The sequence below is a fragment of the Pseudomonas fildesensis genome, assembly GCF_001050345.1.
Classification (GTDB): Bacteria; Pseudomonadota; Gammaproteobacteria; order Pseudomonadales; family Pseudomonadaceae; genus Aquipseudomonas; species Aquipseudomonas fildesensis.
In genome coordinates this window covers 1-24,478 of sequence record NZ_LFMW01000027.1, presented here as the reverse complement: position 1 = coordinate 24,478, position 24,478 = coordinate 1, and the positions used below count along the sequence as shown (strand labels likewise).

The window sequence follows — 24,478 nt, the reverse complement described above, 5'->3', positions numbered from 1 at the left end:
ACATGCAGGTCGGCCAGACCGGCAAAATCGTTGCGCCACAGCTGTACATCGCCGTCGGTATCTCCGGCGCGATCCAGCATTTGGCCGGTATGAAAGACTCCAAAGTGATCGTTGCGATCAACAAGGACGAAGAAGCACCGATCTTCCAGGTGGCTGATTACGGCCTGGTGGCGGACTTGTTCGAAGCCGTACCTGAGTTCGAGAAGCTGGTCTAATCCAGCCGCTTAACTTATAAAGAGCCCGGTCTTTTGACCGGGCTTTTTTATGTGCATCAATACTGTAGGCGCGAGCTTGCTCGCTCCTACAAAATCAACACGGAGAACCGAGCTATGGAGTTGCGCCCCTGGGTCGTATTGCTGGCCCTGTCTTTGCTGCCGAGCCTGGCATTCGCCGCCGGTAAATGTGATCGACTGGTGATCACCGGCAGCCCGGACGCACCGCCCTTGCTCTGGCGCGACCCTCAAGACCCCACGCACCTGATCGGCGCCACCGCCGATGTGTTGCAACACGTGGCCAACGACCTTGGGCTGAAAATCGACCTGCTGTACGGCGGCAAGCGCTCCGTGGCCCTGGATGAAGTGCGCAGCGGGCGCATGGACATTCTCGCCGATGCGCCGCTGAACCTGGGCGAGCTGGAAACCCTCGACTACATCCATCCGGCACTGGTGCAGACCGACTACCTCGTCTGGACCCGCAAGGACTCAGCACTGGCCTATGCCACAGCTGCCGACCTGAACGGTTTCAAGGGAGCCGTTTCGGAGCGCGCTCGGCTGAGCCGCGATTTTGAAACCTTCGCCAGCCAGAAACTCACCCTGCAACGCTTGCCCACGTTGACCTCGGCATTCCAAAAGCTGCTGCTGGGCGAAGTGGACTACGTGCTGGCCGGGCGTTATTCCGGCATGGCCATGGCCCAGACCCTCAGCATGAGCAATGACCTTGTTGCCCGCGACATGCCTATCGATCAGCCGGGCCTGTACCTGGCGATTTCCCACAACTCCGCCTGCAATGATCCGTGGCTGCGCGGACAGCTGGCGAAAAAGATGACAGAATTGCCAGGATCTGGTGTGGCGGATGCCGCGCTGCAGCGCAATCTGGAGCGCTGGAAAGCGCAATTGCAACAACCCGTCGGCACCCCAACAAAGTAGGGATTTTCAGTGACTTTTCGACCTCTTTTAGCGGCCCTCGCCGTCGTTGCTCTGGCGGGATGTGCAGCCGATCCTGCGCCGAATGAACAAATTCGCCTCACCCAGCAAGCCCTGGAACAAGCCAACGCCGTGGGTGCCAGCACCGATGAATCGCCAGAACTGAAACTGGCCGAAGACAAATTCACCCGGGCCAAGGCCGATATGGCTGACCAGTCCTACAAGCACGCGCGTATGCGGGCTGAACAGGCCGAGCTGGATGCGCGTCTCGCCGAAGCCCACGTGCTGACCCGCAAGAGCGAGGAGCAATTGAACGTGCTCAACACCCGCATCACCCGCCTGCGCAAGCAATTGCAGTTGGGAGAAGCACAATGAGCCCGATGATCCGCGGTTTGAGCTGTGTGCTGCTGCTGGGCAGCGCGGCACTGGGCGGTTGCGCCGGCCATCCGAATGGCGAGCAGGCCCTGCAGCAAGCGGGCAGCGACTTCCAGAAGGTCAAGGAAGACGCCAATGTGCTGCGCTTCGCGCCCAAGGATGTGATCCGCGCCGGTGAGTCCCTGGCCCGTGCCGATCGCTTGTCCAGCTACTGGGGCAGCGGCGCCGACGTGGTTCATTACGCCTACCTGAGCCAGCGCTACAGTGCGATCGCCCGTGAACACACCGAGCAGGGACTCAATCAAGAGCGTGGCGCCAAGCTCGAGCTGGAACGCCAGCGCCTGCAACTGGCCCTGCGCGAAAGCAAGCTGAGCAGCGTGCAGCAGCAGGGCAAGTGGCTCGAAGAGCAGATCGCCAGCCTGGCCACCACCCAGACCGATCGCGGGCTGGTGATGACCCTGGGTGACGTGCTGTTCGACACGGGGGAAGCCGAACTTAAAAATTCCGCCAACCGCACCGTGCTGAAAATCGTGCAGTTCCTGCAACTGAACCCCAAGCGCGTGGTGCGCATCGAGGGTTACGCCGACAACACAGGCGGTGAGCGAGAAAACGTCAAGCTGTCTCGCGACCGTGCGCAATCGGTGGCCGATGTGCTGGTGGACCTGGGCATCGACGAAAAACGCATCCAGGTCGAAGGTTACGGCGACCAGTACCCGGTAGAAGCCAACGCCTCCGAGCGTGGCCGCGCGCAGAACCGCCGTGTTGAAATTGTGTTCTCCGACGCGAAGGGGCAGTTGGGCGCTGCCCGCTGATAGAACAGATCTCTAATCAACCCGGTCGCTGACCGGGTTTTTGCTGCCCGCCATTCTGTTCACAACCCATACAGTTTTTTCTATCACTGCCGCCCGCGCTCGACTATTGTGGCAACTGTCCCCGTACACTTCTAAACTGTGCCGGTATGTTTCACACAAAAATAAAATACCCGTGAAATCGAGTGCTGCGTCATGACCAATCTGTTGCTTTATCAACGTATCGCCCAGCAACTGGCTGAGGACATCCGGCGCGGTGTCTATCAACCGGGTGAGCGTGTGCCTTCGGTGCGCAAGATGAGCTCCCAGCTCAATGTCAGCCACGCGACGGTGTTGCAGGCCTACGCCAACCTGGAAGACCAGGGGTTAATTCGTGCGCGGCCGCAATCCGGCTATTACGTGCACCAGACACCCGCACTCACGGCTCCCACGCCGGATATCGCGCGGGTTGAACGCCCTGGGTTGGTCACCCGCAGCAGCATCATTCAGCAGGTTTTGGTGGAGTCGCGTCGCGAAGGCGTGTTTCCGTTGGGCGCCGCGGTGCCAAGTGTCGATTACTTGCCCGTCAGGGCGCTGCACCAGCAGTTGGCCAAGGTCACGCGCTTCCAGAGCCCACGGGCATTCAGCTACATGTTCAGCCCCGGTTTCGAGCCGTTGCGCCGCCAGGTGGCGATTCGCATGCGCGATGCCGGTGTGGTGGTCGACCCTTCCGAAGTCGTGATCACCCACGGTTGTGTCGATGCGTTGCAGATGTCGCTGCGGGTGCTGACGCGCCCCGGTGATCTGATCGCGGCCGAGTCGCCAACCTATTACGGTTTGCTGCAAATGGCCGATCTGTTGGGCCTCAAAGTCATCGAGATCCCCAGCGACCCAGCCACCGGCATGAGCCTGGAAGCGCTGCAACTGGCGGCGAACCAATGGTCGATCAAGGCGCTGGTATTGACCACGCGCCTGAGCAATCCCTTGGGCGGCACCATGCCCGAGGAGCGGCAGAAACAGTTGCTGCGCCTGGCTTCGGATTTCGATATCCAGATTGTCGAGGACGATATCTACGGCGAACTGATGTTCGAACTGGGCCGTACCAAAGCCCTGAAAGCCTACGACCGCCTGGACCGGGTGATCTATTGCTCGAGCTTTTCCAAAACCCTGTCTCCCGGTATCCGTATCGGCTGGATGATCGCCGGCAAGTACCAGCAGGAAATCCAGCGCCTGCAAATGTTCAGCACACATTCGGCGTGCAGCGTGACCCAAATGGGCACGGCGGCCTATCTGGAGAACGGCGGTTACGACCGGCACCTGCGTTACATCCGCCAGGAATACCGCAAGAACCTCAGCGCCTTCCAGCTGGCGGTGCAGCAGTATTTCCCCGAAGGCACGCAGATGACCCGGCCCACCGGTGGTTTTATCCTGTGGGTCAGTTTGCCGGGACGGGTCAATACCCAGGAACTGCACGTGCGCGCCCTGCAACAGGGCATCAGCATCGCGCCGGGCTTGATCTTCAGCAACACAGAACAGTTCAACCACTGTATTCGCCTCAACTGCGGCACGCCGTGGAATCGCGAGGCAGAGCGGGCGCTGATGACCCTGGGGATGCTCGCCAGCCAACTCTGCCAGGAAACGGCAGCAGGTTTTTGAGCCCCGGATTGCGGACAAAGCAAATAGCTGGCTAATCACCGCACTTGTCATGCCGCGCACAACGAGCGAGCATATGGCCTTCTGCTGTTAATGCTGTTGGCGATATGACCTCTATTTTTCGCGCTGCTTTGGTGATTGGCCTGTTGAGTCTGTGTAACGTTGGCACTGCGCTGGCGGCGACGCCTGTGGCCGATCCCGCACCCGCGGGCAGCACGGATCAGAAGACCACCGCGAAAAAGCCGGCGCCGGCGAAAAAAGCCCCGGTAGCGAAGAAAAAAGCGGCCACGGTAAAAAAACGAGCAGCGATCTCGAGCAAGTCCAAATCGGCCCATGAGGTGGCTCAAACCCAATTGCCACCGGCACAGTTGGATCTGTCCCTGCCATCGGACATGGTCAGGCACTTGCAACCCATCGGCTCCATGCCCAAACCCAAGAGTGTGCCGTTGCTTCCGCCAATGTTTGGCGAGAAGCCCACCGACAACAGTGCGTTCCAGATCAACGGCCGCCTGCTCAGCAATGAGATGAGGCTGCAACTGCGCAACGAAGAGCGCCGTGATGTTGAAGGCGCCGCGCTGGATTTCGAATTCAAGCAATAAACTTTTCCTTCGAAGGTGACGTCAGTCCTCGACCATCTGTCGCAGACTGGTCGGTCACCGTTGTTTTGTGCGAAAAACCCCTGTTAGACCATTTTAAAACGGCTGTTTAAGGGCGTACTCTAGCCCGGCCATCCCATTGAGTCGTCGAGGACCTGCTGGTCATGAAATGCCGTGAAGGCTGTGGCGCTTGCTGCATCGCCCCCTCCATCAGTTCGCCATTGCCGGGAATGCCCATGGGCAAACCTGCCGGCGAACGCTGCCTGCACCTGTCGGTCGAACAGCTATGCCAGCTGTTCGGCCAACCGGAACGCCCGGCGGTGTGCAGTGATTTCAAGGCGGATATCGATGTCTGTGGCACCGACCAGGCCGATGCGATTCGGTTGATCGGCTGGTGGGAGCAGATGACGGCGGCTTGATGGGCTTTACTATCGGAACTTCAACAATAAGGAATACAACAATGGGTTCGCTGAAACGAATGGCGGTGTTGTGCGGTTTTACGGTGTTGTTCGCTGCCACCGCCCAGGCTGAGGATTGGCAAACTGCCAAGGACGAAGACGGTATCAAGGTGTCGCTGAGCGAAATTGCCGGCTCCAAGTACAAGGCGTATCGCGGTGTGACCGTGATCAAGGCGCCTCTGGCCAAAATCCAGGCGCTGCAGGAAGACGTGGCCGGTGCCTGTTCCTGGATTCATGAGTGCAAGTCGCAAAAGTTGCTCAAAACTGAAGGCGACAAGAGCTGGACTTACACCCAGTTCAAGGCACCGTTTCCGGTAACCGACCGTGATTCCATCCTGGAGATCACTACGTCCAAAGCCGCTGATGGCACTGTCACCCGCAAGCTGCTCGAAGTACCGACCTATCAGCCAGAAGTGAAAGGCTACGTGCGGGTCGCTCAGGTGGATGGCTTCTGGAAACTGGTGCCAAAGGGCGCCAATGAAACTGAAGTTACCTACCAGGTACACACCGAGCCAGGCGGCAGCGTGCCGTCGTGGTTGGCCAACAAGTTCGTGGTGGACGCGCCGTTCAACACCTTGAAAGCCTTGAAAGAACACGCTGAAAAATAAATGCAGTTGATCCGGTGCCTCCTCACCTGAGTGGAACGTTTGCTGAGCCCTCAAGGTCCAGATAGTTGTAAGCCTACACACGGGTTTTATCGAGGAGGCACCGATGCAAAAGTGGCAGATTACCTTCGTTGATGATCACGGCGTACAGTCCGTGGAGCAGTTCACCTGCGAGCAGAAGCCCAGCCTCGAAGATGCGGCACACATGATTCGCAACAAGCTGGTGCCCGTGGCCGCCGAACTGGACCTCAATGACCTTGAGGGGCGCAAACCAGAGCCAACGGTCAAGATCCTCAAAGACCAGAACAGTATTCAAATCCTCGACATCTCTCCCGCCGCCTGAACATTCCCTGTACGTCATTCACGCGCCTCTGGTGGAGGTGATAGCTTCGCGCTACTCTGCAAGTGAGATCAGCGAATGAATCGCTAAGGTCTGGTCTTGTCAGCTACATGCTTGTTTTCCCGTGGTGATGTTGTTGCCGTGGTACCCGCGCCGTTAGCGCGCGGGCTTTGGGAAACACGGAAAGTCTATCCATCGGTTTGAGGAGGACGTTTCATGAGCACAGCCTATCAAGAAGACATCAGCACCAACGTTCTGCGCCGCATGAAAGAAGGCGGCTTCGACTTCTCACGTTTTCACCCCATTGAGTTCTACGCCATATTCCCGGATGAGGAACGGGCGCGCAGGGCTGCGGGTCGATTTCGTGGTGAGTCCCTGAATGCCCAGGTGAGTGCGCGCGATGATGGCGCCTGGTACCTGGAACTGAGCAAAATCATGTTCGCAACCTACGACGGCATAGGAGACTTCGAGCAAGATTTTGAGGCGGTGGTTGAGCCTCTGGGCGGAATCATCGAGGGATGGGGCGTCAAGCAAGAGGTGCGTGGGTTACCCATGTAGCGGCATTTTATGAGCAACACAGCGTATCGGCTGACCTTTGGGTCGGCCGATTTTGTTTCTGCTGTCCCTGTGAAGCCCGACGCGCCAGCGATAGCGATCTTGAGGGCACCATCGCCGGCAAGCCGGGCTCCTACAAGTCATTTTTTTAGCGCAAAAAAAAGCCACCCGAGCAGGGTGGCCTAAAGGGAAGAGCGGTTCGCTGAAGCTGTAGGACGCATCCGGTTCAGCAGATGGTTGCAATTATCCGTAGGCTGGGCAGGGCAGTGAAATCAACTCTGGCTATGCTGTTGATAGTCAAAGCCTGCATTGTGATGAAGCGCGCTACATGACATCGGGCATTCTGCGCACCAGGACGGTGCGATCAGGCTGTCCTATTTATATAACTACTTGATTTATAAGTGTTTATGCCGATGGCACGGGCCTTGCGATGATTCTTGCGTCCGGGTGACAAGGAGTACGGCATGATCCGCACTTATTACGATGAGATGTACGATGGGGCAGGGCAGGTTCGCCCCCATTACCGCGAATTCGCCCGCTGGTTGGCCGAAACCCCTGCGGAACTGCTGGCCCAGCGCCGGCGCGAAGCCGATTTGCTGTTTCACCGCGCCGGGATCACGTTCACCCTTTACGGGGACGAGCAGGGCACTGAGCGTCTGATTCCCTTCGATACCATCCCTCGCAGCATTCCGGCGAGTGAATGGCGGATTGTCGAGCGTGGCTGCATACAACGGGTCAAGGCGCTGAACATGTTCCTCGCCGACCTGTACCACGAACAACGCATCATTAAGGCCGGCATCATTCCCGCCGAACAGGTGCTGGCCAACGAGCAATACCAGTTGGCCATGCAGGGCCTGAACCTGCACCGCGATCTGTATTCCCACGTCTCTGGGGTCGACCTCGTACGCGATGGCGACGGCACTTACTACGTGCTGGAAGACAACCTGCGTACACCGAGCGGCGTCAGCTACATGCTCGAAGACCGCAAGATGATGATGCGCCTGTTCCCCGAGCTGTTCGCCGCTCAGCGCATCGCACCGATCGATCACTACCCCAACTTGCTGCTCGACACCCTGAAAAGCTCCAGCCCCCTGGATAACCCCAGCGTGGTGGTGCTGACGCCAGGGCGCTTCAACAGCGCGTTCTTCGAGCATGCATTCCTCGCCCGAGAAATGGGTGTGGAGCTGGTGGAGGGCGCCGACCTGTTCGTGCGCGATGACCGCGTATTTATGCGCACCACCGACGGCCCCAAAGCCGTGGACGTGATCTACCGCCGTCTCGACGATGCGTTCCTCGACCCGCTGGCCTTCAATCCGGACTCGATGCTTGGCGTGCCAGGCCTGCTCGCGGCGTACCGCTCGGGCAATGTGGTACTGGCCAATGCGATCGGCACCGGGGTAGCGGATGACAAGTCGGTGTACCCCTTTGTCACCGAGATGATCCGTTTTTACCTGGATGAAGAACCGATCCTCAAGAACGTTCCTACTTTCCAGTGCCGTAAGCCCGATGAATTGTCCCACGTGCTGGCCAACCTGCCGCACTTGGTGGTCAAGGAAACCCAGGGCTCCGGCGGCTACGGCATGCTCGTCGGCCCGGCGTCCACCGCAAAGGAAATCGAAGCCTTCCGTGCCCGCATCAAAGCCAAGCCCCACGCCTATATCGCACAGCCGACGCTGTGTTTATCCACGTGCCCGACTTTTGTCGAAAACGGTATCGCCCCCCGTCATATCGACCTGCGCCCGTTCGTGCTGTCTGGCAAGGAAACCCGTGTGGTGCCCGGCGGCCTGACCCGTGTGGCCTTGCGCGAAGGGTCGCTGGTGGTCAACTCGTCCCAGGGCGGCGGCACCAAAGACACTTGGGTGGTCGAGGACTGATGCCATGTTAAGTAGAACTGCCTCGGATTTGTACTGGATGTCGCGCTACCTGGAGCGCGCGGAAAACCTCGCGCGCATGCTCGATGTCAGCTATTCGCTGTCGCTGATGCCCCAGGATGGGCGTGGCGACGGTTTGCATGAATTGGCCATGCCGTTGCTGATCACCGGCACCCTGGAGGATTACCACGAACGGCATGGCGAACTGCACGCCGAACGCCTGCTGCACTTCTTTGCCCTGGATGCGGCCAACCCGGCCAGCATCTACAGTTGTCTCGGCGCCGCGCGGGCCAGCGCCCATGCAGTGCGTGGGCGAATTACCGCCGACATGTGGGAAAACATCAACGCCACCTGGCTGGATATTCGCGAGATCGCCCAGCAGGGGCTTAGCCACTACGGAATGAGCCGGTTCTGTGAGTGGGTCAAGGAACGCTCCCATCTGTTCCGGGGCGCCACCTACGGCACCATTATGCGTAACGATGCCTTCCGTTTTATTCGCCTGGGCACGTTTATCGAACGCGCCGACAACACCCTGCGCTTGCTCGACGCTCGCTACGAAATGGCCGGCGACCAGGCCGACGCGGTCACCGATGGCACCGCCCACGCCTACTATCAGTGGAGCGCCTTGCTGCGTGCGTTGTCGTCGTTCGAGGCCTACACCGAGATCTATCGGGATGCGCCCGGCGCCCGGCAAGTCGCGGAACTATTGCTGTTGCGCGCCGATGTACCGCGCTCGCTACGGGCCTGCAGCGAAGAGATCGACCAGATCCTCGCCAGCCTGCCCGGTATCAATGGTCGCCCGGCCCAACGCCTGGCCGCCGAGATGGACGCGCGCCTGCGGTTCACCGCCATCGACGAAATCCTCGAGGAAGGCCTGCACGCCTGGCTGACCGACTTTATTCCCTTGGTCCGCCAGTTGGGCGACGCCATCTACAGTTCCTACCTGGAGGCGGCATGAGACTCTCCATCAGCCACGAAACCACCTACCACTACGAAGACCAGGTGCGTGCCAGCATCCAGTACCTGCGCCTCACGCCCCACGACAGCGAGCGCCAGCACGTAATCAGCTGGCAGTTGGACCTGCCGCGTCCGGTGCGCGCCCAAGTCGACCCGTTCGGCAATATCCTGCATGTGCTGACCCTGGATGAACCCCATGACGCCATCATCATCGGCGCCCGTGGGCAGGTGGATATCGACGAGTTGCGCGAGGCTGAACACGAAAGCCAGTCAGCCTTCCCGTTCCTGCGCAGCACGCGCTTGACCGAGGCCGATGAAGCCTTGCGCCGCTTCGCCGCCCATCATTGTCGTCAACGTCGCGATCGCACGGCGTTGATCGACCTGATGCACGCGCTCAACCAGTCGATGGTCTACACACCGGGCGCCACCGAAGTCGATACCTGCGCCGCCCAGGCCTTCGCCGGGCGTGCGGGCGTGTGCCAGGACCACACCCATGCGTTCCTGGCGTGCGCGCGCAGCCTGGGGATTCCGGCGCGGTATGTGTCGGGGTATTTGTACACGGAAGACAGCACTCACCTGGCCAGCCATGCCTGGGCCGAAGCCTGGCTGGATGACGCCTGGTACAGCTTTGACGTGACCAACCAACTGGCTCGGCCGGAGCGGCATTTGAAACTGGCCGTGGGTCTGGATTACCTCGACGCCTGTCCGGTGCGCGGCATGCGCCGTGGCGGCGGGCATGAACAGATGCATGCAAAAGTGTTTGTGGCACCGACGCCGGTGATTACAGCGCAGCAGCAATAAGTCGCTGGCCAGCTGCTTCCTGTGGCAGGTGGGCCTGTTGTGGCGAGCGGGCTCCCTGTGGCGAGCGGGCCTGTTGTGGCGAGCGGGCTTGCCCCGCGTTGGGCTGCGCAGCAGCCCCAAAACCAGCCGCTGCGGTGTACCTGAAAAAGCGCGTCGGTCTTGAATGGGGCTGCTGCGCAGCCCAACGCGGGGCAAGCCCGCTCGCCACAACAGGCCTGCTCACCACAGGAAGTCTGCTAGCCACAACAACCCCGCTCGTGGGTCTAGGGCTGCTGCTTGCGCCCTGCCATATGCTTCAAATATCCCACCAGCAACTCCAGCTCGCTGTCAGGCAACACACTGGCGGCGAACGCCGGCATCTTTGCCTGCGGCCAGTGCCTCAAACTCTGCGGGTCGCGGATGTAACGCTTGAGAAAATCGCCGCCGAAATACTCGGTGGGGTTGTAGGGAATGTTCAGGTCCGGCCCCACCTGTGCATCACCCGCGCCATTGAGGCGATGGCAGGCCAGGCAGTTCTTTTGGAACAGCGCAAAGCCTTGGTTGACCGGATCGTTCGCGGACAATTTCGGGTCGGGCAGCAGCGCCGGAAAACGCTCGGCCACCGTCTTCAATTGCTTGATGCCGGAGATCTGGAACGGCCACTGTTCCGGGCTGATGTTTCCGGCCTTCGGGTCTGTCCACACCAAATAGAACGGCCCGGCACTCGGTTTACCGTCAGCCAGTGCGGGCCATGGATGCGCCGGGTCTTCCACCGCCAGCCAGGCGCGGGCGCCATGTTTTTGCAACACTGGCGCGGCGGTCAGTTCGGCGGCAAATCCATCGAGGGCGACGGCTTGCAGATGATTTTCGGGAGTGATGCCAGGCAGGAGTACCGCCAGCGGCACTGCGCGATACGTCATGTTGCGCTTGTAGGAAACGTCGTCGACGATCTGCACTGTCTGCGCATCAGGATGTTTGAGCAGGTCGGCGGTCTGCCAGGTCTTGCTGGCGTGATCCAGTTCGACCGTCAATTGCGCGGCCGAAACCGGCAGGCCGATCAGCAAGGCGAGGAGGGCGAGGATTGATTTCAAGGGAGAGGCCCGATGCAAGGTGGCAATGGGGCTAACGATACCGGAAATAAGTACGTAAAAAGACAGCCCCTGCAACAGGACCGCTATACGCAATGTCCCGGCAGGTGCTGCCAAAAGCTGCAATCCTGATGCTGTAGGTGCACAGAATGGGAAGGTCGGGTCGTCACCCAATAACCTTGGTCAGGTTGGGTAGGATGAGGATCAGTGTGGTGGCGAAAAGAATAAGTCCCGCCTGACGTACTTTCGAGTGCTTGAACATGGCTGACTGCCTTTTGTTGTTATTCCTGAGCGTCAAATGCGTGCCGTTGTATTTCAGTATGGCGAGCTGACGTGTCGCTTTTCTTACAGTGGCTCCGGCAAAACCCGGCAGCAACTTCTTACAGATTGAACCTTAGAGCCCTCGTTCTCCGTGGCTTAGATCCATTTCATATCAGGTCATGATAATTAATGCTTAAAACGGCATGAGGCCTATCGCCATCTTGGCGCCAATGCCTTGGCTAGACAGCTAAAACGATTAATCAAAGGATTCCCGTAGCGAGCTACCGTTCGTCCGAGTGTGGGTGTCAAAAGCAATGAGCGCATCCGTCATTGAAACCGTGTCAATCGGGCCTAAGGTAAGGGCACACACGCACAGCGGTTCGAGGATGTCATGACCCAAGCTTTGATCTTTGATGCGATACGCACACCCCGGGGCAAAGGCAAGGCTGACGGTGCCTTGCACAGCGTCAAGCCGGTAAACCTGGTGGCCCGCCTGCTCACGGCACTGGCTCGGCGCAGCGACCTCGACACCCGCCAGGTGGACGACATCGTCCTCGGCTGCGTGACCCCGGTGGGCGACCAGGGCGCCGACATCGCCAAGACCGCCGCGCTGGTGGCGGATTGGGACGTCAGCGTCGCCGGGGTACAGGTCAACCGCTTCTGCGCGTCGGGTTTGGAAGCGGTGAACCTGGGCGCAATGAAAGTGCGTTCCGGCTTTGAAGACCTGGTGGTGGTCGGCGGCGTCGAGTCCATGTCCCGCGTGCCCATGGGCAGTGATGGCGGGGCCTGGGTACTCGACCCGCAAACCAACCTGCACAGTCACTTCACGCCCCAAGGCATCGGCGCCGACCTGATCGCCACCCTGGAAGGCTTCAGCCGCGAGGATGTCGATACCTTCGCCCTACACTCCCAACAGAAAGCAGCCAGGGCGCGCGCGGACGGTTCCTTCGACAAATCGTTGATCGCGGTGCAGGACCAGAACGGCATTGTGCTGCTGGACCACGACGAATTTATCCGTGGCGACTCCACCCTCGAAGGTCTCGGCAAGCTCAAGCCGAGCTTCGAGATGATGGGCCAGATGGGCTTCGACGCCACCGCGCTGCGGGTCTACAGCCATGTGGAGCGCATCCACCACGTGCACACGCCCGGCAACAGTTCCGGCATTGTCGACGGTGCCGCCTTGATGTTGATCGGCTCCGAGGCCAAAGGCCGTGAACTGGGCCTGCAACCGCGGGCGCGTATTGTCGCCACGGCAGTCACCAGCACCGACCCCACCATCATGCTCACCGGCCCCGCGCCAGCAACGCGCAAAGCCCTGGCCAAGGCCGGCCTGCGTGTTGAAGACATCGACCTGTTCGAGGTCAACGAAGCCTTTGCTTCGGTGGTGCTCAAGTTCATCAAGGACATGGGCATCGACGCCGCCCGGGTCAACGTCAACGGTGGCTCCATCGCCATGGGCCACCCGCTGGGCGCCACGGGCTGCGCGATCCTCGGCACCCTGCTCGACGAACTGGAAGTGCGCCAGCAGCGCTACGGCCTGGCTACCCTGTGTGTTGGCGGTGGCATGGGCATCGCCACCATTATTGAACGCCTCTGAGCCCAAGGAAGTTGTCATGACCGAAGCCATTCGTTACGAAAAAGGCCAGGACCAGATCGTGGTGCTGACCCTCGACATGCCCGGCCAGAGCGCCAACACCATGAACGCCGTTTACCGCGAAGCGATGGCGGCCACCGTTACGCGCCTGGAGGCGGAAAAGGACAGCATTGCCGGGGTGATCATCACCTCGGCGAAGAGGACGTTTTTTGCCGGCGGCGACCTCAATGAACTGATCCAGGTCGACAAGGCCCATGCCAAGGATTTCTACGACAGCGTCCTGGTGCTCAAGGCACAGCTGCGCCGCCTGGAAATCCTCGGCAAGCCGGTGGTGGCCGCGATCAATGGCACGGCACTGGGCGGCGGTTGGGAGATTTGCCTGGCCTGCCATTACCGGGTCGTGTTGGACGACAAGTCTGTGCAACTCGGCTTGCCGGAAGTCACGTTGGGCCTGTTGCCGGGGGGCGGCGGTGTGGTGCGCATGGTGCGCATGCTGGGGCTGGAAAAAGCCTTGCCGTATTTGCTGGAAGGTAAAAAAGTCCGGCCGCAACAGGCACTGCAAGCGGGCTTGATCAATGAGCTGGCGGCTGACCGCGATGAGCTGTTCGCCAAGTCCCGTGACTGGATTTTCGCTAATCCAGAGGCGAAACAGCCGTGGGACAATAAGGGCTACCTGATTCCTGGCGGCACGCCGTCGAACCCTAAAGTTGCGCAAATGCTGGCGATTGCGCCGTCTATCCTGCGCAGCAAAACCAACGGCTGCTTCCCGGCCCCGGAGAAAATTCTCTGCGCCGCTGTGGAAGGTGCCCAGGTGGATTTCGACACCGCGCACCTGATCGAAACCCGATACTTCACCGAACTCGTCACCGGGCAGGTGGCGAAAAACATGATCGGCACCTTCTGGTTCCAACTCAATGAAATCAACGCCGGTAGCTCGCGGCCACAAGGCTTTGGGCCTTATGTGACGCGCAAGGTCGGCGTGCTCGGCGCCGGGATGATGGGCGCGGGGATTGCGTATGTGAGTGCCTGCGCGGGCATTGAGGTGGTGCTCAAGGACATCAACCTGGCGGCCGCCGAGAAGGGCAAGGCGCACTCGGCTGCGCTGCTGGACAAGAAGGTCAGCCGTGGGCAATTGACCGCTGAACAGCGGGAAACCACCCTGGCGCGGATTCATCCTGCGCACGATGACGCCGACCTGGCCGGATGCGACCTGATCATCGAAGCCGTGTTCGAAGACCGCGAGCTCAAGGCCAAGGTCTCGGCCGCCGCACAGCGTGTGGTCGGCGTTGATGCCGTGATCGCCTCCAACACTTCCACCTTGCCCATCAGCGGCCTGGCCACGGCGGTAGCGGATCAAGGCAAGTTTATCGGCCTGCATTTCTTCAGCCCGGTGGACAAGATGCCCCTGGTGGAAATCATCAGGGGTGCCCACACAAGCGATGAAACCCTGGTACGAGGTTTCGATTTCGTACTGCAAATCAAGAAAACCCCGATTGTGGTCAACGACAGTCGTGGCTTTTTCACCTCAAGGGTGTTCGGCACCTTTACTAACGAAGGCATTGCGATGTTGGGGGAGGGCGTGGCCGCGCCGATGATCGAGACCGAGGCGCGCAAGGCCGGCATGCCGGTGGGGCCGTTGGCGATATCGGATGAAGTGTCCCTCAGCCTGATGAGCCATATCCGGCAGCAGACCGCCAAGGATCTGCAGGTCGAAGGTAAGGCCGTGCCAACCCATCCGGCCACGGTGGTGATTGATCTGTTGGTGAACGAGTACCAACGCGCGGGCAAGGCAGCGGGAGGCGGTTTTTATGAGTACCCGGCTGGCGGGCAGAAGTACTTGTGGCCTGAACTGAAAAGCCGCTTTGAGCGGCCCGATCAACGGATTTCGCCACAGGATGTACGCGACCGCTTGTTGTTTATCCAGGCCATCGAAACCGTGCGCTGCGTGGAGGAGGGCGTGTTGATGTCCACGGCGGACGCCAATATCGGCTCTATCTTCGGTATCGGCTTTGCAGCCTGGAGCGGTGGCGCGCTGCAATTTATCAACCAGTACGGGCTGAACGACTTCATCGCCCGGGCGCGTTATTTGGCCGAGCAGTATGGGGAGCGCTTCTCACCGCCGGCGTTGTTGCTGGAGAAAGCTGCACAGAACACGACCTTCTGACGGTTTTGGACATGCGCGGGGCTTGCCTTGACGGGGTATTTCAAGGCAGGCTCTGGGGTGTTCATTATTCCCATCGCCGTGTCAGGTATTTTTTATGTCGCTACGCGTCTGCATCCTGGAAACCGATATCCTGCGTCCAGGCTTGATCGATCAGTACCAAGGTTACGGGCAGATGTTCAAGCGCCTGTTTGCCAAGCAACCGATTGCCGCCGAGTTTGTCGTCTACAACGTGGTGCAGGGCGAATACCCCTCGGATGACGAAGTCTTTGATGCGTACCTGGTCACTGGCAGCAAGGCCGACTCCTTTGGTACCGACCCCTGGATCCAGACCCTCAAGATCTACCTGCTTGAACGCTATAAGCGCGGCGACAAGTTGCTGGGTATCTGCTTCGGTCACCAATTGCTCGCGTTGCTGCTGGGCGGCAAGGCCGAGCGCGCCGGCCAGGGCTGGGGCATGGGCATCCACGACTACAAACTCGATGCCAAAGCGCCGTGGATGAGCCCGGAAGTGGAAGAGCTGACGTTGCTGATCAGCCATCAGGACCAAGTGACGACTTTGCCGGAAAATGCCACGGTCATCGCCTCCAGCGCTTTTTGCCCGTTTGCGGCGTACCACATCGGCGACCAGGTATTGTGCTTCCAGGGGCACCCGGAATTCATCCAGGACTATTCCCGCGAGTTGCTGGAGATTCTTCAGACAACCCTCGGCGAAAAAGTCTACACCAACGGCGTGGCCAGCCTTGAGCGCGACCACCACGGCGCCACCGTGGCGGAATGGATGATGCGCTTTGTGGCGCACAAACCCGAGGCCAGGGTTTAAAGCCAGCCCGACCGCTTGAAACTGGCCCACAAACTGGTGCAGCCCACCGCAATAAACCCGAGCACTGCAAAATAGCCGTAGTGCCATTGCAGCTCGGGCATGTTCTGGAAGTTCATCCCATAGATCCCCGCCACTGCCGTGGGGAACGCCAGGATCGCCGCCCACGCGGCGAACTTGCGCTGCACCACGCTCTGGCGCGACGCTTCCAGCAGCACCCCAATCTCGATGGTCTGGCTGGCGATGTCGCGCAAGGTGGTGAGATCTTCCATCTGCCGCGTCACATGGATCTGCACATCGCGGAAATACGGACGCATATTCTTGTCGATAAACGGAAAGCTCAGCTTCTGCAACTCCTGGCTGATCTCCACCATCGGCGCTACATAGCGCTTGAGCCGCAGCACGTCGCGACGCAAACCGTGCAGATTCTGGATGTCACGCTCGCTCAGCGAACTGCACAGCACGTTGCGCTCCAGCTCGTCGATCTCGGCATGAATGGCCTCGCTCACCGGCTGGTAGTTTTCGGTGACGAAATCCAGCAGCGCATAGAGTACGAAATCTTCCCCATGCTCCAGCAGCAACGGCCGCGCCTCACAGCGCTGACGCACAAAGCCGTAGGACGCCGAGTGACCGTTGCGCGCCGTGATGATGTAGCCGTTACCGGCAAAGATATGGGTCTCGATAAACACCAGCTTGCCGTTCTCGCGCACCGGTGAATAGGTGACGATAAACAGCGCATCGCCGAAGGTTTCAAGCTTCGGGCGGCTGTGTTTTTCCAGGGCGTCCTCAATGGCCAGTTCGTGCAGGTTGAACTGGCGTTGCAGGTTGGCCAGCTCATGGGCGTTGGGCTCTTCCAGGCCGATCCACACAAAGTGGTCGGGTTTGGCGGCCCAGGCCGCGCCTTCGTCGAGGGTGATATCAGTGACTTTCTTTCCGGCGCTGTAGACGGCAGCCGCAACAACTCTACCCATGGTGCTGATCGCTTCTTATTGTGAGGACAGGTATTGGGCAGCTTAGCCTGAATGACGTTCCGTTGTTTCTGTAGGAGCGAGCTTGCTCGCGAAAATCGTTAACGATAACGCAGCGCCTCATGTGGACTGCGTCGCCTATGGGTTTTTCGCGAGCAAGCTCGCTCCTACAAGATTGAGGTCCATCGCCGCTATGCACTCATCCATCTGCGCGTGGCAGGTTTGCATCAACGCAGGGATGTCATCCACCGTCAGGCCCACGGTAGGAATTGGCGGTAGCGAGCGTATGAGTACATCACCGCTGTTCCAGCGATTGATCCGCATATGCGTGACGTAATTGCTTACGCACACCTGAACAACGGGCACGCCCGCTGCAATTGCCATATGGAACGCGCCTTTCTTGAACGGCAGCAGGCCTTTGCCGAGGTTGCGCGTGCCTTCAGGGAACACCCAGATCGACGTGTCCTCATGCTGCAACGTATGGGTGGTAGTGAGCATCGCGCGCCGCGCCTTGTGCGCATTGCCCCGGTCGATCAGCACATTGCCGGCCAGCCAGAACAACTGACCGAACAACGGCACCCATTTCAGGCTTTTCTTGGCGATACACACCGTGCGGTAAGGCACCACGTTGCCCAACACAAACAGGTCATAGTTGGACTGGTGGTTGGCGATGACCAGGCAACTGCCAGGCTTGTTGCGCAGAGACTCGACATCCATTTTCACCCGCAGGCCGAGGATCCGCATGGCGGGCAACGCATACAAGCGTGCACACAGGCGGCTGTTGTCCGGGTTGAACGGCCGGCAGATGCCCAACAGTACGCCCAACACACCGGCGACTATAAAGTGCAGGCCCATCAACAACATACGCAACAGAAAAAGCATCGACACGGCTCATCGAGACAAAAGGTGGCGCAGTGTACGGATGTGCACTGTATTCGGCAATTGCCCCTATAGAGGCTGGAGATGGGCGATGTTTAAGCACATGTTTCAGCAAGTGCCAGCAGAGGCGGTCTAGACAGGCTAAGGATAGTTCGGATTTATTTGTAAGAAAAAGCCCGACTCAAGGTCGGGCTTTGGCACAGCAGGTGTAGGCGGCTTAACTCAGGATATGCCCCTGATCCAGGATGATTGCGTCATCCAGGGTTTCCAACAGCGCCTTACGCACCTTCAACTTGGTGTGCTTGTGGGCGTTCATATTGATCTTCTTCAACTGACGCGCCGCCTCCAGCGCGGCCGCTTGCAACTCTTCCGGCGGCACCACCTTATCGAGGAAACCAGCCTGCAACGCGCCTTGCGGGTCAAACATCTCGGCGTTGATCACCGAACGATGAAACGCAGACTTGCGCAGCCGATCGCGGGCCAGTTCGATACCGGCGTGGTGCATGGTCATGCCGATTGCCACTTCATTCAGACCAATGCTGAACGGGCCCTCGACGCCAATCCGATAATCCGCTGACAACAGCAGGAAAGCCCCCTTGGCCACCGCATGCCCAGGGCACGCCACGATCACCGGGAACGGGTGCGACAACAAGCGACGCGCCAGCGTGGAGCCTGACGTCACCAGGCCGATCGCCTCTTTAGGGCCGGCCGTCATCACCTTCAAATCATAACCACCCGACAGAATCCCCGGCGTCCCGGTGATGATCACCACTGCCCGATCCTTCTCAGCCTGGTCCAGCGCTTCATTAAAGGCACTGACCACGGCCGGAGAAATGGCATTCACCTTGCCGTTGCTCAAGGTCAGGGTCGCGATACCGTCTTCGAGGTGGTAGGCAATCAACTCACTCATGACGCGGTTCCTTGTAGGACTTGTTATAGATGTATGCGCAGACGTTACCCACCACGCCCGCCCTGGTAAAGCGCCGTGACTGACTACCCAGTCAGGCTTTCCCCGCATATCCAGCAGTAGATAGCCCGAAGCAGGGCGCAGCGGCCAGCGTAGACCATCGCGAACCGTGCCCAAGATTGGCACAATCACCGTCCTGTGCAGGGCGTGTTCCGGCATACCCATCTAACCGCATGAAAATTCTGAAAAAAACCTTTGCCATCAGAAAGGCTTTCGACTACATTAGCGCGCCTCGACAGACTGAACTGGTTTGACGAGATACGGTGAAGTGTCCGAGTGGCTTAAGGAGCACGCCTGGAAAGTGTGTATACAAGAAATTGTATCGAGAGTTCGAATCTCTCCTTCACCGCCAAATTACGAAAGCGCAACCCCCTGATTTTCCTAGAGAAAGTCGGGGGTTTGTGGTTTTTGACGTCCAAAAAATAGCCCCATGGGACCACCATGGGACTGGTGCGTTATTTTGGTGCGGAATTGAAGGGGGCGACGCCGAGGCTTGAAAGTCATTGGGTTGGCCTTAATTCTCAGCATTCATCGCGGATCTGCGTTCAAGTCAATTCTCGACAAAGTGAGGGATGTGCATGGACGAAATAGGCAGGCGTCTAAGAGAAGAGCGCATTCGATTGGGATACAACCAAACGGATTTCGCTGCTGTTGGCGGTGTGTTGGTTAATGCGCAAGGTAAATATGAGCGGGGCCAGCGAAGCCCAAATGCTCTATACCTTGCTCGCGTGGCTGATATTGAGGTCGACCTCGTCTACGTGCTGACGGGGCGCCGCTCTCCGGCTTAACTGAGGTCGAGTGCATGGACTCTTCCTTAAGATCATCTGCGCTTAAGCGATACGGCGTTCGTATTACTTTTTGAAATGAGCGTACAGTTATCTTTCCACTGTTAGACGACGGTGAGCGCAGCGGGTGACCCATGATGGACTTAGCAGACGAAGTTCACCCAGAAAAATCTGAGGCGGTTGATTTGCTTGGCAAGATCGCTAATGCAAATACGAGGCACCAAGTGTTCAGTTGTGAGGGTGAGGTCCTTGCCTTTATGTGGAGGCTTGAGACAGATGATGAGGTGTCACATCTCGACATTAATAACCTTCGTGTCGTTTTCAGCATGGCGTCAGAAAAACGCCTCCATGAGTTAGCGGTTCCGAAAGGCTGAGGTTAGAACCTCAGTAGCCATAACGCCGCTTATGTTCAAAAGGCCCCCACATCTGTGCCAGGTGTGGGGGCCTTTTTTGTGGCTGTGGTTACCAAGGCGCCCTACACTGGTGTACCAGTGCCCCTTGTACTGGTTAGCGCATAGCCTGCGCTTAACAATAAGGACTCGGGCATGCCCACCACCGCCGTATTCGTGACTAACGATCAGCCAGGCTTACCAAGCGACAGGGTCCAAAGAGCCTGGTATTTGCGGTTGAATGCTCTGCATGGAGCTAAGGTCCTAGCTGATGCTATACGTGCTTACCATAACGCCGTCGGCTACACCCAGGCCCTGCGCGATGCTGAACTGATTACGAACGAAACAGAGCTTGCCATGACATCCACGCTGGCAGAAGTGTGGAAGGTTGTTGTGGATCGCTTAGAGGCACATACGGTGGCGAAAAACGCGTGAGCGCCGTGCTCTCTCTCAATGGGGTCAGTCTGCCGGATTTGATCCGCACGAAATTGGCCAATCATCTGGCACGCCTCGGACGCGTTGCAGATTTACATGCTCTGGAACTGGCCCAGGAACGCGCCGAAGGTTTTGTGGAGGGAGTGCAGGCGGCGCGTGCACTGACTCCGGCGACCCTCGAAGCACTGTTTATTGCGGTAGACGTCGCTGCCACAGCTCGCCGTGAGGAATTGACTCCATGATCGGCGAAGCGATCCAGTCGGAGACGTTGAAAGCCCTGGTCAGCCAACACGCCGTGCGGGAGGCACTCGTTGGCCGCGTTGCCGGCGACGACAGAAAGTGGTCTCTGTCCATCCGCCTGGGCGGGCCCACCGCGCGCCTGGTGCCAGTGCGCTCGCGGCGTGAGCCGTTGCGCACCTGCTAGAGCCTAACGGCCGTGGGGCGTTTTGCCGAGGCCATGGGCCTCACGGGTTTCAGTGTAGAACTGGGACCGGCGAGAGTTTTAACGCCAACTGCAGCATGCCCACCACATCTGGCCCGTCCTCATTGATCCATGTTCCGTAGTGCTGGCGGATCATGTTGCCGTTGGTGTGCCCCATCTGTTCAGCGATCCAATCGATTGAGGCAATGCCCGTGGTCAACAGTTGACTGGCGTAAGTGTGCCGGCACTGCCCAGGACCACGATAGCGAACCCCGGCAGCGAGCAAGTGAGCTTTAAAAAAACGGTCACGCACGACAAAGTCATTGGCGTGCGGTAGGCCGCTTTTAGTGTTTAAGAACACGAAGTGCAATGTGTGTTTGCGTACCGTCTTGTTGTCACGCTCAACGATATCGACCGTTTCCGCTTTTCTCTTTCGGGTCAGTGCATCGATCTTACGCAAAGCATCCCACGCCGGAGCCAACAGGCGAACCTTCCGCATCGATCGCCTAGTTTTCGTGACCCGATAGGCGCCGCGTACCTTCGATCGGCGAAAGGTCACCGTGCCTTGTTCCAGGTCGACGTCCTCCCAGGCCAAGGCGATAGTTTCAGACACCCGTGGACCAGCCCACAGCATGAACTGCACCATCAACAGCTCATACGTGCGGGTGGTCGGTGTTTCCAGGATCTGTTTGATTTCCGCCCGGGTGAACGGGTCCGGCGCCTCGGGATCGGGCAGGCGTACCATCAAGCCTTCGGTGGGATCGTGAGCGACTTTCATTCGGGTTCTGTAGAGCCGGAACACCTGGCGCACATTGCTGATGATGTCGCGGATGGTCTTGTTTTTTAGGGTTTTGGACAGCGTGCCCTGGATCCATTGCCGGCTTGGCGAGCAGCTGCGCGACGACAGCCGCATCCGTTTCGCTCAATTCGCCCAGGGTGCTGGCCATCTGACTGAGGCTTTCGAGGCGGGTGCGAGATTCAGGGGTTTTGTGCACCAGGTAGCCAATGACGGCCGCGCCGATGATCGCGGTGGCCACCAGGTGGCGTGCCGGTGTGGTAGCCTTCGCGCCGCTGCTGCTTAGGTTCTGTGCTTGCATGGTATAGCCCTCTGTTGCGGTTAGGTGTCGGGGAGCTGCAACTCCTCGACACTGCTTCTTTTAAGGTCAGTCCTTACGGGCCAGGTGGATCACCAGGCCCTCAAAATCCGGCTCATGCTCAACGCATGACTGCCACTCCAAAACCCTCAAAATCTGTTGCCTGCTGCAGTCGTCCACCAGGATTTCGCGCTGGCCACCGGCTGCCCGAACTTCCAGGATCTCCAACAAACCATCTTCCCCATAAGCACCAGCCTGGATGATCGGCGCGCTCTCACCGGTGAAGTCCAGGCGGTCCTGCACTCCCTGCAGTTTGCTAGTTTTGCCGTCGCCGGCATTGCCCATAAACACTTGGATCTGCATCGGTCTTGCTCTCCTTGCCGGTCAGCTCAATGTCGAACCACTGCTTGGCGAACTGGATGATGTAGCTGCGGAAAATCTCCGACTGCGAGCGGCTGGCCGGCCAGCTCGCCGTCCTGGAGAGCTACGCTGCCGACAGTTCGCCCATGGCCGACCTTGCCGCCTTGGCCACACGCAAGGCTGCTCAACAGCAGGGCAGGGACCAGCAGTTGGCCGATCTGAAAGCCATGCTGGCTGGCGGAAGCCCTGACAGCAGCATGCGCGCCCGTCTGATCGGCCCAGGTAACGCCACCGAGCTGCGCCAGGCGCTGTTGGCCGGCGACACCCCGGGGCACGAATGGGTACTGTGTGCCGGTGCGCTGCTGGTGGGATCTGAGAAGGGTCTGAGCTTCGTTCGTGAGTTGGTGGGCCTATGACGCTGCTGCTCGACGGGCAAGAGGTTCGAGGGAAGAACCTCAAGGTCACCGGCAATCTGCGCATCGAGAGCGATGATCTGTCAGGCCAGACCAGCAACACCGACAAAGGGCACAAGGGCTTCAAGCCCAAGACCCTGACCGTCAGCCTGATGATTCCTTTCGCTGACCAGGTGCAATTGCGCGACCTGATGCGCCTGGTGGAAGCGACCGCCGGCGGTGGCCAGCTCAAGACCTACCGCATCGTCAACGACACCGCCGCCGCGTTTGGCATGCGCCAGGTGACGTTCACCGAAGGCGTGAGCGCCCGGGAAGACGACAATCTGCGCGCCTGGCTGATCCAGTTCACCCTGACTGAAAAACTGTCCAACCCTGAGAAAGTCGAGGGCCGGCGATCGGGCAATGCGGTTACTGCGCAGTCCGGCCCGGGCGGGGCAGTAGGTGGTGGCGGTGCCGGTGGCGACTCCAGCAGCGGACCCGAGGAACTGACCGGTTTTGAAGCCACCCTGAAAAAAGTGGACGGCTGGCTGGGCGGGAGTGATAAGGCATGAAGCTGCATAAGGAATTGGCCATTAACGGCCAGCCCTATGTCCTGGTCAAAAACGAAGTGCGGCTGGATGCGAAAAGCCCCGGCCGGGCAACGTTCACCATTCAAGCAACGGCGCCGGTCAAGGGCCTGGTGACGCTGGATATTGGCTACAACGACAGCACGCTGCAGCGTCACTTCATTGGCTACATCGAACGCTCCACCACGGCCAGCAGCACCCAGCAGGTGTTGTTCTGCCGTGAGCTGGCCGCAATCCTGGCCAACCCGCTGCCGCTTAACCTGCGCCACGTCGACCTGCGCGCCGTCCTGGTCGAGATCAGTCAGCACACAGGCCTGCGCTTTCGCGTCCCGGATCGGCCTTACACCGGCGTCAAGGCGCCGTTCTTCTACAGTCTGGCTGCCGGCTATCAAGCGATGGACAGCCTGGCCCGGGTTTTCAACATCCCCGACTTCATCTGGCAGCAGCAGGGTGACGGGGAAGTGTTCGTGGGCAGTTGGGCCGACAGCTTCTTTGGCGTTCGCTCGCCGCTACAGTTGCCGGTGGAACTGTTCGACGACTACCAGGGCAACCAAAGCGCGATGATTGCAGCCCTTCCCGGGTTGAGACCAGGTGCAACGATCAACCACGGCGAGCGCATCACCAGTGTCGCGCTCGTCGACAACCAGATGGCCATCCGATGGACGACGCAATCCGCCGCAGCGTAGAACGACAATTCCCCGAACTTACCGGCGGTTACCACCTGCCACGCTTTGCCCGGGTTGTCGCCGTAGCCGACGCCCCGGCCGGCGCCGGGATCTGTGATGACTTCCGTCCACGCTACGCGGTCGACATCGAGGTCATGGGGCCAGACGGCGAGCCAGATCCGAAGCTGCCGATCCTTGCCGGCGTGCCTTTGCCGCTGCCCACCGGTGGGGAAGAGATGGGCATCTATGCTTTCCCGGAAGAGGGCACCCAAGTTGTGGTGTGCTTTGCCTACGGCCTGCCGCACAAGCCCTATATCCAAACCATTCGTAAGCGCTCCATAAACCCCACCGACTTCAAGATGGGTAATGCGCCTAGCTAGGCGATGCCGGCGAGCAGTTCCACGGTAACAGCGCTTCGTAATCTTCAACCGAGGTCGCCATTGGCAGCCGTTCTAATGCGTGGCGCAGCCACGCATAGGGCTCTTGGCCGTT

Annotated in this window: 28 protein-coding genes, 1 tRNA gene and 3 pseudogenes; 25 read left to right on the top strand and 7 right to left on the bottom strand. The window is 59.3% G+C overall.

The window, feature by feature from the left end:
• From ACR52_RS27125 to ACR52_RS27065, 13 genes are all read left to right on the top strand, one after another.
• On the top strand, positions 1–215 hold a 215-nt coding region (locus tag ACR52_RS27125), incomplete at its 5' end, for an FAD-binding protein (RefSeq protein ID WP_048731234.1).
• 114 nt (positions 216–329) lie between these two features.
• On the top strand, positions 330–1,145 hold the full coding sequence (locus ACR52_RS27120) for a substrate-binding periplasmic protein (protein ID WP_048731232.1): 816 nt from the start codon (positions 330–332) through the stop codon (positions 1,143–1,145).
• A gap of 9 nt (positions 1,146–1,154) precedes the next feature.
• Positions 1,155–1,517, top strand: coding sequence for a DUF4398 domain-containing protein (locus ACR52_RS27115; RefSeq protein WP_048731230.1), 363 nt, complete (start codon positions 1,155–1,157; stop codon positions 1,515–1,517).
• Positions 1,514–2,329, top strand: coding sequence for an OmpA family protein (locus ACR52_RS27110; protein WP_048731228.1), 816 nt, complete (start codon positions 1,514–1,516; stop codon positions 2,327–2,329). Before ACR52_RS27115 ends, ACR52_RS27110 begins: the two co-directional genes overlap by 4 nt.
• Positions 2,330–2,521: 192 nt before the next feature.
• Positions 2,522–3,961 (top strand): aminotransferase-like domain-containing protein, encoded by a 1,440-nt coding sequence (locus tag ACR52_RS27105; RefSeq protein ID WP_048731226.1) that lies wholly within the window; start codon positions 2,522–2,524, stop codon positions 3,959–3,961.
• Positions 3,962–4,065: 104 nt separating this feature from the next.
• Complete coding sequence (locus ACR52_RS27100) at positions 4,066–4,557, top strand: hypothetical protein (RefSeq protein ID WP_048731224.1); 492 nt, start codon at positions 4,066–4,068, stop codon at positions 4,555–4,557.
• 161 nt (positions 4,558–4,718) lie between these two features.
• The gene (locus ACR52_RS27095) at positions 4,719–4,973 is read left to right on the top strand and encodes a YkgJ family cysteine cluster protein (RefSeq protein ID WP_048731223.1); all 255 of its coding nucleotides are present in this window, start codon (positions 4,719–4,721) and stop codon (positions 4,971–4,973) included.
• Positions 4,974–5,014: 41 nt separating this feature from the next.
• Entirely contained in the window at positions 5,015–5,620 is a 606-nt protein-coding gene (locus ACR52_RS27090) for an START domain-containing protein (protein ID WP_048731222.1), read from the top strand.
• Between the two features lie 103 nt (positions 5,621–5,723).
• Positions 5,724–5,960 carry a hypothetical protein gene (locus ACR52_RS27085; RefSeq protein ID WP_048731221.1) on the top strand — a complete coding sequence of 79 codons (237 nt, stop codon included), beginning with the start codon at positions 5,724–5,726 and terminating at the stop codon, positions 5,958–5,960.
• Positions 5,961–6,173: 213 nt separating this feature from the next.
• The gene (locus tag ACR52_RS27080; RefSeq protein ID WP_003193463.1) at positions 6,174–6,515 is read left to right on the top strand and encodes a ribonuclease E inhibitor RraB; all 342 of its coding nucleotides are present in this window, start codon (positions 6,174–6,176) and stop codon (positions 6,513–6,515) included.
• A gap of 461 nt (positions 6,516–6,976) precedes the next feature.
• The gene (locus ACR52_RS27075) at positions 6,977–8,386 is read left to right on the top strand and encodes a circularly permuted type 2 ATP-grasp protein (RefSeq protein WP_048731218.1); all 1,410 of its coding nucleotides are present in this window, start codon (positions 6,977–6,979) and stop codon (positions 8,384–8,386) included.
• 4 nt (positions 8,387–8,390) lie between these two features.
• Positions 8,391–9,341: an alpha-E domain-containing protein gene (locus ACR52_RS27070; protein ID WP_048731216.1), complete on the top strand. Its 951-nt coding sequence runs from the start codon at positions 8,391–8,393 to the stop codon at positions 9,339–9,341.
• Positions 9,338–10,141: a transglutaminase family protein gene (locus tag ACR52_RS27065; protein ID WP_048731215.1), complete on the top strand. Its 804-nt coding sequence runs from the start codon at positions 9,338–9,340 to the stop codon at positions 10,139–10,141. Before ACR52_RS27070 ends, ACR52_RS27065 begins: the two co-directional genes overlap by 4 nt.
• A gap of 263 nt (positions 10,142–10,404) precedes the next feature.
• Here the strand turns inward: ACR52_RS27065 and ACR52_RS27060 are convergent, their stop codons facing one another.
• Positions 10,405–11,211 (bottom strand): c-type cytochrome, encoded by an 807-nt coding sequence (locus ACR52_RS27060; RefSeq protein WP_048731213.1) that lies wholly within the window; start codon positions 11,209–11,211, stop codon positions 10,405–10,407.
• A 649-nt stretch (positions 11,212–11,860) separates the two neighbouring features.
• On the opposite strand from ACR52_RS27060, the gene ACR52_RS27055 reads away from it, so the two are divergent.
• The 3 genes from ACR52_RS27055 to ACR52_RS27045 all read left to right on the top strand — a co-directional run bounded on the left by ACR52_RS27055 (position 11,861) and on the right by ACR52_RS27045 (position 16,047).
• A complete protein-coding gene (locus ACR52_RS27055; RefSeq protein WP_048731212.1) occupies positions 11,861–13,066 on the top strand; it encodes an acetyl-CoA C-acetyltransferase in 1,206 nt (401 codons plus the stop codon).
• Positions 13,067–13,082: 16 nt separating this feature from the next.
• Positions 13,083–15,227 (top strand): 3-hydroxyacyl-CoA dehydrogenase NAD-binding domain-containing protein, encoded by a 2,145-nt coding sequence (locus tag ACR52_RS27050; RefSeq protein WP_048731211.1) that lies wholly within the window; start codon positions 13,083–13,085, stop codon positions 15,225–15,227.
• A 94-nt stretch (positions 15,228–15,321) separates the two neighbouring features.
• Positions 15,322–16,047: an amidotransferase gene (locus ACR52_RS27045; protein WP_048731209.1), complete on the top strand. Its 726-nt coding sequence runs from the start codon at positions 15,322–15,324 to the stop codon at positions 16,045–16,047.
• Here ACR52_RS27045 and ACR52_RS27040 read toward each other — a convergent pair.
• From ACR52_RS27040 to ACR52_RS27030, 3 genes are all read right to left on the bottom strand, one after another.
• Positions 16,044–17,015 (bottom strand): magnesium and cobalt transport protein CorA, encoded by a 972-nt coding sequence (locus tag ACR52_RS27040; RefSeq protein ID WP_048731207.1) that lies wholly within the window; start codon positions 17,013–17,015, stop codon positions 16,044–16,046. The two genes, ACR52_RS27045 and ACR52_RS27040, sit on opposite strands and share 4 nt — an antisense overlap.
• Positions 17,016–17,150: 135 nt before the next feature.
• Positions 17,151–17,894 (bottom strand): lysophospholipid acyltransferase family protein, encoded by a 744-nt coding sequence (locus ACR52_RS27035; protein WP_048731206.1) that lies wholly within the window; start codon positions 17,892–17,894, stop codon positions 17,151–17,153.
• A gap of 214 nt (positions 17,895–18,108) precedes the next feature.
• Entirely contained in the window at positions 18,109–18,801 is a 693-nt protein-coding gene (locus tag ACR52_RS27030; protein ID WP_048731204.1) for a crotonase/enoyl-CoA hydratase family protein, read from the bottom strand.
• A 319-nt stretch (positions 18,802–19,120) separates the two neighbouring features.
• Here ACR52_RS27030 and ACR52_RS27025 point away from each other — a divergent pair.
• From ACR52_RS27025 to ACR52_RS27000, 5 genes are all read left to right on the top strand, one after another.
• Positions 19,121–19,210, top strand: a tRNA-Ser gene (locus ACR52_RS27025).
• 220 nt (positions 19,211–19,430) lie between these two features.
• Positions 19,431–19,646 (top strand): helix-turn-helix domain-containing protein, encoded by a 216-nt coding sequence (locus ACR52_RS27020; RefSeq protein WP_330219130.1) that lies wholly within the window; start codon positions 19,431–19,433, stop codon positions 19,644–19,646.
• Between the two features lie 542 nt (positions 19,647–20,188).
• Positions 20,189–20,467 (top strand): hypothetical protein, encoded by a 279-nt coding sequence (locus tag ACR52_RS27010; RefSeq protein WP_048731200.1) that lies wholly within the window; start codon positions 20,189–20,191, stop codon positions 20,465–20,467.
• Complete coding sequence (locus ACR52_RS27005) at positions 20,464–20,709, top strand: hypothetical protein (RefSeq protein ID WP_048731198.1); 246 nt, start codon at positions 20,464–20,466, stop codon at positions 20,707–20,709. The genes ACR52_RS27010 and ACR52_RS27005 overlap by 4 nt, the downstream gene beginning before the upstream one ends.
• Entirely contained in the window at positions 20,706–20,891 is a 186-nt protein-coding gene (locus ACR52_RS27000; protein ID WP_161799323.1) for a hypothetical protein, read from the top strand. Before ACR52_RS27005 ends, ACR52_RS27000 begins: the two co-directional genes overlap by 4 nt.
• 49 nt (positions 20,892–20,940) lie before the next feature.
• Here ACR52_RS27000 and ACR52_RS26995 read toward each other — a convergent pair.
• A pseudogene (locus tag ACR52_RS26995) lies at positions 20,941–21,768 on the bottom strand (tyrosine-type recombinase/integrase); the annotation flags it as partial.
• A gap of 283 nt (positions 21,769–22,051) precedes the next feature.
• Positions 22,052–22,345, bottom strand: coding sequence for a hypothetical protein (locus ACR52_RS26990; protein WP_048731196.1), 294 nt, complete (start codon positions 22,343–22,345; stop codon positions 22,052–22,054).
• Positions 22,346–22,431: 86 nt separating this feature from the next.
• Between ACR52_RS26990 and ACR52_RS26985 the strand changes: the two are divergent.
• The 4 genes and pseudogenes from ACR52_RS26985 to ACR52_RS26970 form a co-directional block, all read left to right on the top strand.
• Positions 22,432–22,758: pseudogene (locus ACR52_RS26985) on the top strand (hypothetical protein); the annotation flags it as partial.
• Positions 22,755–23,306, top strand: coding sequence for a baseplate complex protein (locus ACR52_RS26980; RefSeq protein ID WP_048731194.1), 552 nt, complete (start codon positions 22,755–22,757; stop codon positions 23,304–23,306). The pseudogene ACR52_RS26985 and the gene ACR52_RS26980, both read left to right, overlap by 4 nt.
• Positions 23,303–24,007: a hypothetical protein gene (locus ACR52_RS26975; RefSeq protein WP_048731192.1), complete on the top strand. Its 705-nt coding sequence runs from the start codon at positions 23,303–23,305 to the stop codon at positions 24,005–24,007. The genes ACR52_RS26980 and ACR52_RS26975 overlap by 4 nt, the downstream gene beginning before the upstream one ends.
• Positions 23,980–24,312: pseudogene (locus ACR52_RS26970) on the top strand (phage baseplate assembly protein V); the annotation flags it as partial. The gene ACR52_RS26975 and the pseudogene ACR52_RS26970, both read left to right, overlap by 28 nt.
• A gap of 46 nt (positions 24,313–24,358) precedes the next feature.
• On the opposite strand, the gene ACR52_RS29940 reads toward ACR52_RS26970, so the two are convergent.
• Positions 24,359–24,478, bottom strand: a 120-nt coding sequence (locus ACR52_RS29940; protein ID WP_152687695.1) for a transposase domain-containing protein, incomplete at its 5' end; no start/stop codon positions are given.

Excerpts from the sequence above, each read along its gene's own strand:
- ACR52_RS26990 (WP_048731196.1), bottom strand. The coding sequence starts at position 22,345 with ATGCAGATCCAAGTGTTTATGGGCAATGCCGGCGACGGCAAAACTAGC.
- ACR52_RS27120 (WP_048731232.1), top strand. The coding sequence starts at position 330 with ATGGAGTTGCGCCCCTGGGTCGTATTGCTGGCCCTGTCTTTGCTGCCG.
- ACR52_RS27000 (WP_161799323.1), top strand. The coding sequence starts at position 20,706 with ATGATCGGCGAAGCGATCCAGTCGGAGACGTTGAAAGCCCTGGTCAGC.
- ACR52_RS27020 (WP_330219130.1), top strand. The coding sequence starts at position 19,431 with ATGTGCATGGACGAAATAGGCAGGCGTCTAAGAGAAGAGCGCATTCGA.
- ACR52_RS27050 (WP_048731211.1), top strand. The coding sequence starts at position 13,083 with ATGACCGAAGCCATTCGTTACGAAAAAGGCCAGGACCAGATCGTGGTG.
- ACR52_RS27110 (WP_048731228.1), top strand. The coding sequence starts at position 1,514 with ATGAGCCCGATGATCCGCGGTTTGAGCTGTGTGCTGCTGCTGGGCAGC.
- ACR52_RS27090 (WP_048731222.1), top strand. The coding sequence starts at position 5,015 with ATGGGTTCGCTGAAACGAATGGCGGTGTTGTGCGGTTTTACGGTGTTG.
- ACR52_RS27010 (WP_048731200.1), top strand. The coding sequence starts at position 20,189 with ATGCCCACCACCGCCGTATTCGTGACTAACGATCAGCCAGGCTTACCA.
- ACR52_RS27040 (WP_048731207.1), bottom strand. The coding sequence starts at position 17,015 with ATGGGTAGAGTTGTTGCGGCTGCCGTCTACAGCGCCGGAAAGAAAGTC.
- ACR52_RS27080 (WP_003193463.1), top strand. The coding sequence starts at position 6,174 with ATGAGCACAGCCTATCAAGAAGACATCAGCACCAACGTTCTGCGCCGC.
- ACR52_RS27055 (WP_048731212.1), top strand. The coding sequence starts at position 11,861 with ATGACCCAAGCTTTGATCTTTGATGCGATACGCACACCCCGGGGCAAA.
- ACR52_RS27095 (WP_048731223.1), top strand. The coding sequence starts at position 4,719 with ATGAAATGCCGTGAAGGCTGTGGCGCTTGCTGCATCGCCCCCTCCATC.
- ACR52_RS27045 (WP_048731209.1), top strand. The coding sequence starts at position 15,322 with ATGTCGCTACGCGTCTGCATCCTGGAAACCGATATCCTGCGTCCAGGC.
- ACR52_RS27070 (WP_048731216.1), top strand. The coding sequence starts at position 8,391 with ATGTTAAGTAGAACTGCCTCGGATTTGTACTGGATGTCGCGCTACCTG.
- ACR52_RS27035 (WP_048731206.1), bottom strand. The coding sequence starts at position 17,894 with ATGCTTTTTCTGTTGCGTATGTTGTTGATGGGCCTGCACTTTATAGTC.
- ACR52_RS27100 (WP_048731224.1), top strand. The coding sequence starts at position 4,066 with ATGACCTCTATTTTTCGCGCTGCTTTGGTGATTGGCCTGTTGAGTCTG.
- ACR52_RS26980 (WP_048731194.1), top strand. The coding sequence starts at position 22,755 with ATGACGCTGCTGCTCGACGGGCAAGAGGTTCGAGGGAAGAACCTCAAG.
- ACR52_RS27105 (WP_048731226.1), top strand. The coding sequence starts at position 2,522 with ATGACCAATCTGTTGCTTTATCAACGTATCGCCCAGCAACTGGCTGAG.
- ACR52_RS27075 (WP_048731218.1), top strand. The coding sequence starts at position 6,977 with ATGATCCGCACTTATTACGATGAGATGTACGATGGGGCAGGGCAGGTT.
- ACR52_RS27085 (WP_048731221.1), top strand. The coding sequence starts at position 5,724 with ATGCAAAAGTGGCAGATTACCTTCGTTGATGATCACGGCGTACAGTCC.
- ACR52_RS27065 (WP_048731215.1), top strand. The coding sequence starts at position 9,338 with ATGAGACTCTCCATCAGCCACGAAACCACCTACCACTACGAAGACCAG.
- ACR52_RS27030 (WP_048731204.1), bottom strand. The coding sequence starts at position 18,801 with ATGAGTGAGTTGATTGCCTACCACCTCGAAGACGGTATCGCGACCCTG.
- ACR52_RS26975 (WP_048731192.1), top strand. The coding sequence starts at position 23,303 with ATGAAGCTGCATAAGGAATTGGCCATTAACGGCCAGCCCTATGTCCTG.